Raw genomic sequence first — 12,699 nt, forward strand, 5'->3', positions numbered from 1 at the left:
GCGTCCGCGGTGGGCGACGTCCTGGTCGCGTGGGCGTACTCACTCCGCGCGGCCATGAGGTGAGTCGAAGTACTCAGGCGACGGTCCGGACGGCCTGAAAGCATCGGCGCATGGCCGGACAGATGATCGATTCACCGCGCCGGGTCGGCATAACCGCCGTCGGCAGCCTCCTCCCCGACGACGTCGTGCCGTCGGACCGGTTGCAGGCGGAGGTGACCGGGGGCGGCGGGATCGCCCTGCCGCCGTCGCTGCTGCGGCAGGCGACGGGGATCACGACCCGCCGGATCGCCGGCGAGGGCGTGTACTCCTCGACGCTCGCGACCGGGGCCGCGCGCCGGGCGCTGGCGGCCGCCGCGCTCGATCCGCTGGACGTCGACCTGCTGCTCTTCGCCTCGGCGACCCGGGACATGGCAGAGCCGGCCACGGCGCACGTGGTGCAGGCGGAGCTGGGGTCACGGGCACACGCGCTGGATGTCACCAACGCCTGCAACAGCTTCGTCAACGGGATCGACCTCGCCCGCTCCATGATCCTCGCGGGGCGGTCGAGGCGGGCCCTGGTGGTCACGGGGGAGACTCCGAGCCGGGCGATGAACAGGGCGCCCGCCTCGGCGGCCGAGTTCCGGGCCGGGTTCGCCGGTTACACCTTCGGCGACGCGGGCGCCGCCGTCGTGGTGGAGCCGGTGGAGCGCGGCGGGATCGTGGACGTGGACGCGGCGGCGTATTCGGAGCACTGGGAGGTCGGCGGCATCCCCGGCGGCGGCTCCCGGCACCCCCGGGGTGACGCGTACACGTACTTCCGGGGCGACGGCCACCAGTTGCGAGGGGCGTTCGAGAAGGCCGGGCCCGAGGTCGTCGACCGGACGCTGCACCGTGCGGGGACCGGCTGGGACGGCTTCGCGAAGGTCCTGGTGCACCAGGTGACGGACCCGTACCTGGAACGGTTCGCCGAACTGACCGGCGTCCCCCGGGACAAGCTCGTGCGCACGGTGCCCGAGCTGGGCAACGTCGCGAGCGCGAGCATCGGGGTCCAGCTGGACCGGGTGTACGGGGAACTGCGCACCGGCGACCGGGTGTTGTTCGTCGGACTCGGCGGCGGGATCAGTGTCATGACGATGGTGTGGGAGAAGTCATGAGCGGCGTGGAGAGCACTCACCGGACGAGCACCCACCGGGCGGGCGACCGCCGAAGGCGCGAGCGCCGGGACAGCATGTGGGTCATCGTGCCGGCCCATCAGGAGGAGGCCCGGCTGCCCGACACGCTCCGGGCCCTGGCGGCCCAGCGGGAGAAGGACTTCACCCTGCTGGTCGTGGACAACGGCTCGTCGGACCGTACGGGGGCGGTCGCCCGCGAGTTCGCCGCCGGGGCACCGTTCCCGGTGGAGGTCGTCGAGGAGCCGGCGAAGGGCGTGGGGTGCGCCGTGGACACCGGGTTCCGGTACGCGATCGCACGGGGGGCCACTCTGCTCGCGCGCACGGACGCCGACTGTCTGCCCCGCCCGGGCTGGACCGCCGCCGCGCGGGCGGCGCTCACCGGGGGCACGGCCGGCGCCGGAGCCGCGTACCGGGCCGGCGGCCGGCGCGGCGCCGACGGGGCGCGCCCGTCCGGGGGTTCCGAGGGAGTGATGGTGTGCGGGCGGATCGTCGCCCGGCGGGACGAACACGGCCCGCTGGGGCGCTGCGGTTTCTCGCTGCTGGTCGCGCTCGCCGCGCTCTTCGGGCGGCTGCGGCCCGCCCACGCCCGCAGGCACGGCTATCTGGCGCCCTACCGGATGCACGCGGGGAACAACATGGCCATCACCGCCGACCTCTACCTGGCGGTCGGCGGGATGCCCCGGCGCCCCTCCCCGACGGACCGGCTCTTCCTCAACGCGGTACGCGGCCACACGTCCCGTATCGAGAGGTGCCGGACGATGGTCGTGGAGAACTCGACACGGCGGCTGCGCGCGTACGGGATCGCCGGCACCGCCCGCTGGTATCTGGACCAGGGCAGCGGCCCGCACGGAGAGGACCCGCGCTGATGCTCGACCGGCTCGACCACGCGCTGCGCGCCCGGCCCGAACGGCCCGCCGTGCTCACCGCCGGCCGGTCCGGGGCGCCCCGGACCGCCGCCACCCGGGGCGAACTCGCGGAACTTGCCGACGCGTACGCGGCCGCCCTGCACGCGCGCGGGCTGCGCGCCGGGGACACCGTCGGTGTCGCCGTACGCCCCGGACCGCGTGCCCTCGCGGTCCTGCTCGCCCTCTGGCGGCTCGGGCTGCGCGGCGCCGTCCTGGACCCGGGCGCGGGAGAAGACGTACTGCGGGCGAGGCTCGCGCTGGCCCGGCCGTCGCTGGTGCTCGCCGACGCCACGGCACAGGCCGTCGCGGGCTGGGCCCGGCCGCTGGCCCGCCGGGCCCGGCTCGCGCTGCCGGACCTGGCGGAGCTGGGCCCCGTCGCCACCGTCGGCCCCCGGCTGCCGGGCTGCGCGCCCCGGCTCGACGCGGACGCGCCGCGTGCGGGCGTCCCGGCGTCCCTCGGGACGGACGGCGACGCGGTGATCGTCTTCACCTCCGGCACCACGTCTTGGCCGCGCGCCGTCGTGCACACCCGGGCCGGGCTGGCCGCCGGGATGGCGTCGGTCTCCGCCCTGTTCCGAGCACGGCCGGACGAACCCGTCCTCGGCGGCACGTTCTTCGTCCTCGTGCCGTCGCTCGCGCAGGGCGCCCCGGTCGCCCTGCCGGCGCGCTCACCGCGCGTGCTGGCCCGGCAGACACACCGACTGCGCGCCCAGGCAACCTATCTGACGCCACCCCAGTTGCGGGACGCGCTGCGCGCGGGCGCCCGCTTCCGGGGCACGGTGTGGACCGGCTCGGCGCCGGCGAGCGCCGCGCTGCTGGCCCGGGTGCGGCGGGCGGGCGCGGACCGGGCGTGGGGGGTGTACGCGCTCACGGAACTGTTCCCCGCCGCGGCCGTCGAGGCGGACGAGAAGGCCGCGTTCGACGGCGACGGGGACCTGGCCGGTGCTCCGCTGCCCGGTGTGGAGACCGCGCTGGACGCGGAGGGACAACTGCTGCTGACGGGACCGGCGGCGCGCGACCGCTACCTCGGCGAGGCCCCGGACCCGTGGATACGCACGGGCGACCGCGCGCGGCTCGACGGCGCGGGCAGGATCGTCCTCGAGGGCCGGTGCAAGGACATGGTGCTGCGCCGGGCGGAGAACATCTACCCGGGTCTGTACGAACCGGCCTTGCAGGTGCCGGGGGTGGAACTGGCCGTGCTCGTGGGCGTCCCGGCGGACGACGGCGACGAACGGCTCGTCGCCGTCGTCCAGCCGGAGCACGGCTCGGGCCCGGGCGAGATCCGCGCGGCGCTGGCGGAACCGATGCGCCGGATGGGTACCGCCCGGCCGGACGCACTGCTGTTCGCGGACATCCCGCTGTCCGGCCGCTCCCGGAAGCCGGACCGGGCGGCGGCCGCCGCGCTCGCCGCGGCACGGCTGTCGGGAGGACGCTCATGACCGCGGCCCGCCACGTGCGCACGTCCGCCGCCGGGGCACGTCCCGTACCGGTGCGGTCCACCGCGCCGGGAGACACCTCTGCCGGCGCGCCGCCCGCCCCTCGGACGCGCGGGCCCCTTCCACCCACGTCCCCTGCTTTCTCCCGCGTCCCCGCGCGCTGGAAAGGTGCGGTCCGATGACACGAACGGCGAAGCCGTCACCATGGCCCTCACTCCCGTCGCCCCGGACCGGCACGTCGCACGCCCGGGCCCGCCGCCGGGACCGGCGCGTCTATCTGGCGGCCCATCCGCTGCTGTTCGGTCTGCTCGCCGTGGACCGGCGCCGCCCCGTGGGCAAGGTCGGCGGGACCGTGCTGGTGCACGGCGCCGAGGCGTACCGCGAGGCGCTGACCCGGCTGCCGCTGGACCGTACGGCGGCCGGCACGACGGGCGGCGCGGCGCGGGCAGCGCTCGGCGACTCCCGTGGTCCGGCCGCCTCCCGTGGCACGGACGACGGTGGCGTGCTGTTCGACCAGGAGGGCGGCGGGCACCGGGCGGCACGCCGCGATCTGGCCGGGCGGCTCGGCGCGGAGGGCGTGGCGCGTCTGCGCGCGGTGTGGCGGCCGGCGCTCGACGCTGCCACGGCCCGGCTCGACCGGGGCCACGAGGTGGATCTGGTGGATCTGGCCCGGGCCCTGTCCGGCTCGGTGGTGTGCGCGCTGCTGGACCGCGACGCCGACCCGCTGGAGGTCGCGGACGCCGCCCTGGACGCCGCGTCCGCCGCCGTCCGCGGCCATCTTCCCGGCCCCCGCCGCCGGTCGGCCGCCACCGCCGCCCGGGCCGCCACCCGGCTCCGGCGCCTTCTCGCCACCGACAGCGCCCTCGACACGATGGTGGCGGTGGCCACCGTCACCACGACGGTCGCGGCGCTGCCCCGGGCCGTCGCCTGGTGCGCGGACGCCGGGCTGTGGGCGCAGGCCGAGCACGCCACATCGCGCCCGGGTCGTGCCCCGGGCCCGGGCTCCGGCCTGGCCCCGGTCCTCGCGGACGAACTGCTGCGGGTGCTCGCGCCCTCGCCGGTCCTACCCCGCGTGGCCGCCGCCGACGGCTCGGTCGGCGGCTGCCCGGTGCGGGCCGGGGACCGGCTGGTGCTCGTCGCCCGGCACGCCGCAGACGCGCACCGGCGGGATCCCGACGCCGGCCGCCCGGCCGACGCGTCCCTCGCCCATCTGGTGTTCGGCGCGGGCCCGCACACCTGCCCGGGCGCCCGCGCGGCGCGGACCCAGCTGGCCGACGTCCTGACGGCGCTCGCCCCCTTCCGGCCGACCGTGGTGCGGGCCCGGGCCGACCGGCGGGCGGCACTGCCGAGCTGGCGGTCACTGACCATACGGGCGACGAGGCCGGCGGCCGCCCCGGGACCGGTACGGGCCTCTGGTCCGGTGCGGGCCAGAGAGCCGGACGGAACGCGGCCGCCCGTGCCGCGCACACCGCCGCGCGTGCCGGTACCGGCCCCGGGCCCCGCTCGTACGACGGCGAGCACGGCACGGCCGTCGCCCACGGGAGCCTCCCCGTCGGCGCCGGCGGCCCGGGCCATGGACCCGGCGCGGGCCGAGGTGCCGAACCGGGCGACGGCACCGGGGCCGGGGCGGCCGACCGCAGGACCGCGCCCGTGACCGCCCCGGTCCGTATCGCCGTCACCGGGGCGAGCGGCTTCTGCGGCTCCCACGTCGCGCGCGCCGCCGGGGCGGCCGGCGCGGACGTGGTGTGTCTGGGCCGCCACCCGGGCCCGGTGGGGGAACACCGCTTCTGGGACGCCGCGCGTGCCGTTCCCGATCTCACGGGCACGGACGTCGTGGTGCACTGCGCGGCGGCGGTCGGTGATCCCGCGCCGGGCTCGCCGGCCGAGACCGCCATGCACGCGGTCAACGTCGAGGGCACGCGTCGGCTGCTGGCCGCCGCGGACGGCCGGACCGTGGTCTGGGTGAGCAGCGCCAGCGTCTACGATCCACGCCCGGACCGCCGCCTGGTCCGGGAGGACCACCCGCGCGGCGGCCACCTCAACGCGTACGGCAGGACGAAGACGGCGGGCGAGGAGCTGGCCCTGGCCGCCGGCGCGGTGGTGCTGCGGCCGCGTGCCGTCTACGGGCCGGGCGACCGTCAACTGCTGCCGCGTCTGATCGGCCGCGTCCGGGCCGGGACACTGCTGCTGCCGGGCCCGGACGTGGAGTTGAGCCTCACCGCGGTGGAGAACCTGGCGGACGCCTGCCTGGCCGCCGCCGGCTGGCCGCCGGGCGCGTACAACATCGCCGACGCCGAGCCGTACGCGCGTGACACCGCCGTACACCAGGTCCTGACGGCGCACGGCGTCCCCGCCCGGATCCGCCATCTCCCCCGGCCCGTGGCCCGCTCGGCCGCCCGGGCCGCCGAGACCTGGGCCCGCCGGATGCGGGGCCGCTCCGCCGGGACCGCGCTCAGCCGGTACGCGGTGGACCAGCTCGCCCATTCCGTCGTGCTGGACACCACCCGCGCCCGCGACCAGGGCTGGTTCCCGCGCCGGACGCTGGCGGACCACCTCGCCGACCTGCGAACGGCCCGGTGAGCCCCGGGCCGCCGGGGCGGCACGCCGCCCGCCGGCTCACGAACGGGCCCGCGGGGGCGGCCCGTAGCGGTGCGTCGTCGTGGTGCGCCGTCGCGGCGGTCTGTCGCGACGGCCCGTCCCGGCCGTCGAAGCGCTCCGCCGCGGCGGTCGGGCAGCGGCGGCGTCAGGCGCGGCCCGCGCCCCGGTACAGCTCCAGTTCACCGGCCAGTTCCAGCGCGAGCACCGTCGCGTGCTCGTCCAGGTCCGCGGCGGCCGGCGGGTCGATCCACAGCATCCCCGGCACCTCGTGGAGCCCGCCCACGACCCGGTGGCCCAGTTCCGTCCCGGTGCCGAGCACGCTCACCCGGCGCACGGGCGTACGCAGCCCGCGCACGCCCACCGGGCCGCGCGGGATGTCGAAGACCGTCAGGTACAGGGTGCGGCGGTCGCGGGAGAGGGTGCTCGGCCCGTAGTGGTGACCGGCGGGCAGGCCCGCGACCGTCCCGTACACCGCCTCGGCGTGCCGGGCGGTCCACGCGCCGATGCCCTCGAGACGCTCGGCCTGCTCGGGAGGGATCGTGCCGTCCTCCTTCGGCCCCACCGAGAGCAGCAGGTTGCCGCCCGCGCCGACGGTCTCGGCGAGGTGGCGGATCAGCTGCCCGGTCGACTTGTAATTGTGGTCCATGTGCCGGTGGCCCCAGGAGTCGTTCAGCGTCAGGCACAACTCCCACGGCCCCGGGGGCGGTTCGATCGGCACTCCCTGCTCCGGGGTGGCGTAGTCGCCCGCACCGGGCAGGCGCGCGTTCAGCACGCACGCGGGCGCCTCGGCGCGGATGAGCGCGGCCAGTTCCCGGACGCGCCACTGCTCCTCCGTACGCTCCCACTCGCCGTCGAACCAGAGCAGGTCGGGGCGGAACCGGGTGCACAGCTCCCGGACCTGGCCGTCGCGGTAGTCCAGGTAGCGGGCCCAGGCAACCGGGTCCTCCCGGCCCTCGGGCGCGTCGGCGTACGGGTTGTCCTCCGGCCCCGCCGGCCGTTCCGCGTGCCGGACGGAGGCGTAGTCGGGGTGGTTCCAGTCGCTGTGCGAGTAGTAGAGACCCACCTTCAGCCCCCGCTCGCGCAGCGCCGCCGCGTACGGGCCGACGAGGTCGCGGCCGGCCGGGGTGTGCCGGGCCACGTTCAGGTCGCCGAGAGCGGTGTCCCAGAGCGCCACACCGTCGTGGTGACGGGTCGTCAGCACCGCGTACCGGGCGCCCGCCCGTGCGAACAGCCCGGCCCAGGCGCGCGGATCGTAGGCGCGGGCGGTGAAGCGGTCGAGCTGCGCCATGTACCGCTCGTGCGGGACCTCGCCGTCGAAGAACGACCAGGACTCCCGGACGCCGTCGACGGCGTAGATGCCCCAGTGGATGAAGATCCCCAGCTTGGCGTCGGGGAACCACGGCCGCATGGTCATGCGCGTACTCCTGACAGAGCGTCGGACAGTCCTACGGCCTGGCGAGGTAGGCCAGGCCGGGGTGCGCGGCCGTGTAGCCCGCCACGAGGTCACGGGCGACGGTCACGGAGTCCACCAGCGGATGCAGGGCGAACGCCTTGGCGGCGGCGGCGCGGGAGCCGCTCTCGGCGGCGGCCAGCACCTCGCGCTCGACGGCCTTGACGGCGCACACCAGGCCGGTGGCGTGGTGCGGCAGGGGCGAGACGGTCAGCGGATGGGCGCCGTTCGCGTCCACGAGACAGGGCACCTCGATGACGGCCTCCTCGTCCAGTACGCGCAGGGTGGTGCGGTTGCGTACGTTCAGGATGAGCGTGGTGCGCTCGTCGCGGGCGATGGCACGCATCAGCGCGAGGGCGACCTTCTCGTACCCGCCGGACTCCAGGTCGCTCTCGTCGCGGTCGCCGACGCCCGCCGCTTCGCGGTTCTCGGCCATGTAGGTGGCCTCGCGCTCGGCGCGGGTACGGTCCCAGGCGGCCAGGGCGGGAGCGTCGGGCCGCTCCATCTCGGCGTAGAACCGGGCCTGCTGGTCGCGCAGGAAAGCGCCGCGCGTGCGCTCCGCCTCCTGGTAGGCGCGGACCGCTTCCCGGTTGAAGTAGTAGTAGTGCAGGTACTCGTTGGGGATCGCGCCGAGGGACCGGAGCCACTCGGGCCCGAAGAGCCGGCCCTCCTCGAAGGAACCGAGGGCCTCGGAGTCGGTGAGCAGGCGCGGGAGTTCGTCGCGGCCGTCGACGTACAGGCCGCGCAGCCAGCCGAGGTGGTTGAGGCCGACGTAGTCGGCGCTCGCCCGGGCGGGGTCGGCGCCGAGGACGCGGGCGACCCGGCGGGCGAGGCCCACGGGTGAGTCGCAGATGCCGATGACCCGGTCGCCGAGGTGGCGGGCCATGGCCTCGGTGACCAGCCCGGCCGGGTTGGTGAAGTTGATGACCCAGGCGTCGGGGGCGAGTTCGGCGACGCGGCGCGCGATGTCGACGGCAACGGGTACCGTGCGCAGTCCGTAGGCGATGCCACCCGCGCCGACCGTCTCCTGGCCGAGGACGCCCAGGTCGAGCGCCACCCGCTCGTCGGCGGCACGGCCTTCGAGTCCGCCGACGCGGATGGCGGAGAAGACGAAGTCGGCGCCGCGCAGTGCCTCGTCCAGGTCGGTGGTGGCGGTGACGGCCGGTGCGTCGGGGACGGGGGCGGCCTGCTCGGCCAGCACCCGGGCGACGGCCGAGAGCCGGCGGGGGTCGAGGTCGTGGAGCGTGACGTCGGTGACGCGGCCTTCGGCATGGTCGCCCAGCAGGGCCCCGTACACCAGCGGCACCCGGAAACCGCCGCCACCGAGAATTGTCAGCTTCACGCCTGAACCACCTTCATACCTGGACGGCCTCTCCACCCGGACGGTCCCGCACCGCCGCGGGGCGGCGGCCCCTCATTATCGCTCCCGTCTCACCGCGCCTGATCAAGGGAGGCGGTGACTCGATCGAGGAGTGCCTGAAGGGTCAGCCCTTCCTCCACCGAGAGGCCGGTGGCCGCGTAGATCCGGCGCGGAACGGGCAGCGCCCGCTCGCGCAGCCGGACGCCCTCCGGGGTGAGGTGGACCGTCACCGAGCGCTCGTCCGCCGCACCGCGCTCGCGCCGGACCAGGCCGGCCGACTCCAGCCGTTTCAGCAGGGGCGAGAGCGTGCCCGAGTCGAGCCGCAGCCTCTCCCCCATGGCCTTGACGGTCCGCGGCCCCTCTTCCCACAGCACCAGCATGGCCAGGTACTGGGGGTAGGTCAGGCCGAGGTCCTTGAGCGCCTCGCGGTAGACGCCGCCGAACGCGCGGGTGGCCGCGTGCAGCGAGAAGCAGACCTGGCGGTCGAGCCGGAGCAGTTCCGCGTCGGTCGACGCGGACCCCTCGGAGCGAAAGGCGGTGCGGTCGGGTGGTGGCGTCATGGCTCCAGCGTAGCCTGCCGGCGTCATTTAGTTGTGCACAATTTAATTGCATGCAATCATGATGGTGGCGATCGCTTCCCGGCCGCCACCGTCATGGGACAACACCCCGTCCCACCGTGCGAACGAAGGACTCATCATGGACGCGCTGTACACCGCCGCCGCCACCGCCAACGGCCGCGAGGGCCGCGCCGTCAGCTCGGACGGCCGGCTCGACCTCGCACTCGCCCTGCCCCCGGCGCTCGGCGGCAACGGCGAGGGCACGAACCCGGAGCAGCTCTTCGCCGCCGGCTACGCCGCGTGCTTCGCAAGCGCGATGCAGGCGGTGGGCCGCGAGATGAAGGTCGACACGAAGGACGCGTCGGTGACCGCCGAGGTCTCGATCGGCAAGGACGGCACGGGATTCGGGCTCGCGGTCGTGATGCGCGTCGAACTGCCGGACTCCCTCGCGGGCGAGACGGGCCGCAAGCTGGTGGAGGCGACCCACGCGTACTGCCCGTACTCGAAGGCCACCCGCGGCAACATCGAGGTCGAGCTCGTCGTCGAGTGACCGGGCCCGGTCACGCCGGGCTGTACCGACACGGCCCGTACCAGCTGCCTTCCGGGCCACCTACCGGGATATCCCCCAGGGCGGCAGAAGGCCGCCGCATACGGCATGCACAAATCAACAACGACTCAGCGCGGACCGACAAGGCCAAGTAGCCGCACGCTCGGCATCGTGGATGGCGAACACCGGAACGGTCTCCATTCCCGACCGAGAGGAATCATTCATGCGTACACGACTCTGGCTCACCGGCGCCGCCGTGGGAGCCGCCCTTCTGGTCGGCGGAACCGCCGTCACCGCGCAGGCCGCTTCGGCGCCCTCCGAGACCATCGCGTCATCGGCCACCGCGTCCTCAGGCCGCTGGGTCTATGACGGCAGTTACTCCGAGTCGGCGTGCTACTCGCTGGCGGCCTCCTACGCCGGACCGGCCTACTGCACCCCGCGGGGCAACAAGTGGGCGCTGTACATCTGGGTCGAGGACTAAAAGCGCGAATCATTCGACACGAGGGGGACCCATGCGTACGAGCCTCTGGCTCACCAGTGTCGCGGTAGGCACCGCCTTGACGGTCGGGGGTCTCGCCACCACCGCGTGGGCGGCACCCGTCCCGGCCTCTTCGAAAACCGTCTCGGCCTCCTGCGTCCCGCTGAGGTGGCCGACCGTCCTCAGGTGCACGTCCGCGCAGGCGTGCATGGACACCGCGCGGAATCTCGGCCATGAGATGTGGTGGTGCAGGCCTCTGTCCGACGGCTGGTGGGAACTCCGCGTGTGGAGCTGATCCCGCCGCGACGTGTCGGCTCCCACGAGTCGCACGGAGCCTCACGGGGCGGCTCGAAGCGCCCGGCCGGGAGTCCCGGCCGGGCGCTTGTCGTGAACGGGTTCCGAAGGGCCCGGCAAAGCCGCGTTCGAACCGGCGCGGCGAAGATCACAATGCCCCGCGCCGCGGCAGCCGACATCGAGGGCCGGGCCGCACCTGAATCAGGGCGTGTCGGAAGGGGGCTTCGCGGGCGTACCAAGGGGAAGCGGCACCAGGTCCGGAACGCGTTACGCCGTGGGCCGCATGTGCTCCCGCGCCCACTCCTCGAAGCCGGTGAGCGGGATCCCGAGGTCCCTCGCGTACTGCGGGCGGCCCGGCTGCCCGACCACGTTCAGCCACTCGTGGCCGGCACCCATCCCCGGCATCCCGGCGGCCACGGCCTCCTCCTCGGTCATGTCCGGTGCGGACAGTCGTGTGCCCAGGGCACGGGAGAGGACTTCGGCTATCTCCGTCATCGACAGGTAGTCGCTCGCCAGCTCCAGCTCGACCCCGTCGAACCGCTCGGGCGCGGCGACGGCCGCGGCGGCCGCCCTGCCGATGTCGTCCACCGCGACGAGGGACAGCCGGGTCCCGGGCTTCACGACGCTCACCAAGCCGCCCTCGATACCGCGCGGGAACAGGAATGCCATGGACGGCAGGAAGTTCTCCATGAAGAACCCCGGCTTGAGGAGCGTCCAGTGCGGGAACCCGGCCGCCCGGACCCGGTCCTGGATCGCGCTCTTGGCCCCCAGGGTGCCTTCCATCGGAGCCCAGCGGCCTTCCGCCCAGCCGGGAGCCTCGGTGTGCGCCCCGGCGCCGCTGACGGACGTGTGCACGAACTGCGGCACTCCGGCGGCCTTCGCGCCCTCGATGAGGTTGACGCCCTGCGCCACCTCCCCCTCGAAGTCGAAGCCTTCCGCGGTGACGCCGGGCATCTGTACGGAGAAGACGGCGCGGGCGCCCTCGGCCGCCCGGATCACGGAATCGCGGTCGCGCAGATCACCTACGACCAGTTCGACACCGAGCGCCTCGACGGCCTTGGCCCGGTCGGTGCCCGGGTCGCGCACCAGGGCCCGTACGGGGACGCCCTCGGCGCGCAGGGCGCGGGCCGTGGCCCCGCCCTGCCTGCCGGTGGCGCCGGTGACCAGGACGGGTGCGGTATCGGTGGACATAGTGCTCCTCATGCGCTCGCAGCTAAACGGCGGGGCCCGCCATTTACTTCGGGGTACGATACGGCGGGCCCCACCACTTAGCAACCAGGAGATGTCGCCATGCCCGAGCGCCAGCGCGCGGACGCCCGGCGCAACTACGCGCGGATCCTCGCCGTGGCCGAGGCGGAGGTCGCCGCCCACGGCGCCGGCGCCTCCCTGGAACAGATCGCCCGCACCGCGGAGGTCGGCTCGGCGACCGTGCGCCGGCACTTCCCCACCCGCCGCGCGCTGCTGGAGGCCGTGTCCAGGAAGCAGATGGAGGCGCTGTGTGCGCGCGCCGAGGCCCTGACCGGCGAGAGCGACAGCCGAAGCGCGCTACTGGAATGGCTGAGTGACGTCATCGCCTATTCCGTCTCCGCCCGGGGGCTGACGGCCGCGCTGGTCTACGAGGGCGCCGGTCCCGACTCGGCGCACGAGAACAGCTGCTCGGCGGCGATCGAAGAGGCGGGAACCCCGCTGCTGCGCCACGCCGTGCGGGACGGCGCGGTGGCACCGGGCATCACCGTCGCCGACCTGATCACACTGGTCGTCGGCATCGTCCTCGCGACGGAGCACCACCCCGACCCGGCCGCCTCGGCGGACCGGCTCTTCCGGCTGTCCGTGGCGGGACTGAGCCCGCGGAACGGAGCGAGCCCGCAGGGCTGACACCGCGCGGCGGCTCAGGCGGAGCGTCGCTCCGGCCCCCTCCAGGAC

Annotated in this window: 12 protein-coding genes; 8 read left to right on the top strand and 4 right to left on the bottom strand. The window is 75.1% G+C overall.

Annotated features, from left to right (window positions below; genetic code table 11):
- Positions 1-110: 110 nt before the first annotated feature.
- The 5 genes from ACU6P3_RS02815 to ACU6P3_RS02835 all read left to right on the top strand — a co-directional run bounded on the left by ACU6P3_RS02815 (position 111) and on the right by ACU6P3_RS02835 (position 6,072).
- The gene (locus ACU6P3_RS02815; protein ID WP_447195752.1) at positions 111-1,133 is read left to right on the top strand and encodes a 3-oxoacyl-ACP synthase III family protein; all 1,023 of its coding nucleotides are present in this window, start codon (positions 111-113) and stop codon (positions 1,131-1,133) included.
- Positions 1,130-2,017, top strand: coding sequence for a glycosyltransferase family A protein (locus tag ACU6P3_RS02820; RefSeq protein WP_447195753.1), 888 nt, complete (start codon positions 1,130-1,132; stop codon positions 2,015-2,017). Before ACU6P3_RS02815 ends, ACU6P3_RS02820 begins: the two co-directional genes overlap by 4 nt.
- Complete coding sequence (locus ACU6P3_RS02825; RefSeq protein ID WP_447195754.1) at positions 2,017-3,495, top strand: AMP-binding protein; 1,479 nt, start codon at positions 2,017-2,019, stop codon at positions 3,493-3,495. The genes ACU6P3_RS02820 and ACU6P3_RS02825 overlap by 1 nt, the downstream gene beginning before the upstream one ends.
- A gap of 175 nt (positions 3,496-3,670) precedes the next feature.
- Positions 3,671-5,146: a cytochrome P450 family protein gene (locus ACU6P3_RS02830; RefSeq protein WP_447195755.1), complete on the top strand. Its 1,476-nt coding sequence runs from the start codon at positions 3,671-3,673 to the stop codon at positions 5,144-5,146.
- Positions 5,143-6,072 carry an NAD-dependent epimerase/dehydratase family protein gene (locus ACU6P3_RS02835; protein WP_447195756.1) on the top strand — a complete coding sequence of 310 codons (930 nt, stop codon included), beginning with the start codon at positions 5,143-5,145 and terminating at the stop codon, positions 6,070-6,072. Before ACU6P3_RS02830 ends, ACU6P3_RS02835 begins: the two co-directional genes overlap by 4 nt.
- 163 nt (positions 6,073-6,235) lie before the next feature.
- Here ACU6P3_RS02835 and ACU6P3_RS02840 read toward each other — a convergent pair whose 3' ends face one another.
- From ACU6P3_RS02840 to ACU6P3_RS02850, 3 genes are all read right to left on the bottom strand, one after another.
- Positions 6,236-7,504 carry an alpha-L-fucosidase gene (locus ACU6P3_RS02840; protein WP_447195757.1) on the bottom strand — a complete coding sequence of 423 codons (1,269 nt, stop codon included), beginning with the start codon at positions 7,502-7,504 and terminating at the stop codon, positions 6,236-6,238.
- Positions 7,505-7,535: 31 nt separating this feature from the next.
- The gene (locus ACU6P3_RS02845; protein ID WP_447195758.1) at positions 7,536-8,882 is read right to left on the bottom strand and encodes a 6-phospho-beta-glucosidase; all 1,347 of its coding nucleotides are present in this window, start codon (positions 8,880-8,882) and stop codon (positions 7,536-7,538) included.
- Positions 8,883-8,971: 89 nt separating this feature from the next.
- Positions 8,972-9,460 (bottom strand): MarR family winged helix-turn-helix transcriptional regulator, encoded by a 489-nt coding sequence (locus tag ACU6P3_RS02850; RefSeq protein ID WP_447195759.1) that lies wholly within the window; start codon positions 9,458-9,460, stop codon positions 8,972-8,974.
- 136 nt (positions 9,461-9,596) lie between these two features.
- Between ACU6P3_RS02850 and ACU6P3_RS02855 the strand changes: the two genes are divergently transcribed.
- Both ACU6P3_RS02855 and ACU6P3_RS02860 read left to right on the top strand, forming a co-directional pair.
- Positions 9,597-10,007: an organic hydroperoxide resistance protein gene (locus tag ACU6P3_RS02855; protein ID WP_344282918.1), complete on the top strand. Its 411-nt coding sequence runs from the start codon at positions 9,597-9,599 to the stop codon at positions 10,005-10,007.
- Between the two features lie 220 nt (positions 10,008-10,227).
- Positions 10,228-10,485 carry a hypothetical protein gene (locus ACU6P3_RS02860; RefSeq protein WP_447195760.1) on the top strand — a complete coding sequence of 86 codons (258 nt, stop codon included), beginning with the start codon at positions 10,228-10,230 and terminating at the stop codon, positions 10,483-10,485.
- 558 nt (positions 10,486-11,043) lie between these two features.
- Here ACU6P3_RS02860 and ACU6P3_RS02865 read toward each other — a convergent pair.
- Positions 11,044-11,967 carry an NmrA/HSCARG family protein gene (locus ACU6P3_RS02865; RefSeq protein WP_447195761.1) on the bottom strand — a complete coding sequence of 308 codons (924 nt, stop codon included), beginning with the start codon at positions 11,965-11,967 and terminating at the stop codon, positions 11,044-11,046.
- 99 nt (positions 11,968-12,066) lie between these two features.
- Between ACU6P3_RS02865 and ACU6P3_RS02870 the strand changes: the two genes are divergently transcribed.
- Positions 12,067-12,651, top strand: a complete 585-nt coding sequence (locus ACU6P3_RS02870; RefSeq protein WP_447195762.1) for a TetR/AcrR family transcriptional regulator — start codon at positions 12,067-12,069, stop codon at positions 12,649-12,651.
- Positions 12,652-12,699 lie beyond the last annotated feature (48 nt).

It is taken from the genome of Streptomyces hebeiensis (assembly GCF_052983195.1).

Excerpts from the sequence above, each read along its gene's own strand:
- ACU6P3_RS02865 (WP_447195761.1), bottom strand. The coding sequence starts at position 11,967 with ATGTCCACCGATACCGCACCCGTCCTGGTCACCGGCGCCACCGGCAGG.
- ACU6P3_RS02840 (WP_447195757.1), bottom strand. The coding sequence starts at position 7,504 with ATGACCATGCGGCCGTGGTTCCCCGACGCCAAGCTGGGGATCTTCATC.
- ACU6P3_RS02820 (WP_447195753.1), top strand. The coding sequence starts at position 1,130 with ATGAGCGGCGTGGAGAGCACTCACCGGACGAGCACCCACCGGGCGGGC.
- ACU6P3_RS02870 (WP_447195762.1), top strand. The coding sequence starts at position 12,067 with ATGCCCGAGCGCCAGCGCGCGGACGCCCGGCGCAACTACGCGCGGATC.
- ACU6P3_RS02830 (WP_447195755.1), top strand. The coding sequence starts at position 3,671 with ATGACACGAACGGCGAAGCCGTCACCATGGCCCTCACTCCCGTCGCCC.
- ACU6P3_RS02850 (WP_447195759.1), bottom strand. The coding sequence starts at position 9,460 with ATGACGCCACCACCCGACCGCACCGCCTTTCGCTCCGAGGGGTCCGCG.
- ACU6P3_RS02825 (WP_447195754.1), top strand. The coding sequence starts at position 2,017 with ATGCTCGACCGGCTCGACCACGCGCTGCGCGCCCGGCCCGAACGGCCC.
- ACU6P3_RS02855 (WP_344282918.1), top strand. The coding sequence starts at position 9,597 with ATGGACGCGCTGTACACCGCCGCCGCCACCGCCAACGGCCGCGAGGGC.
- ACU6P3_RS02860 (WP_447195760.1), top strand. The coding sequence starts at position 10,228 with ATGCGTACACGACTCTGGCTCACCGGCGCCGCCGTGGGAGCCGCCCTT.
- ACU6P3_RS02815 (WP_447195752.1), top strand. The coding sequence starts at position 111 with ATGGCCGGACAGATGATCGATTCACCGCGCCGGGTCGGCATAACCGCC.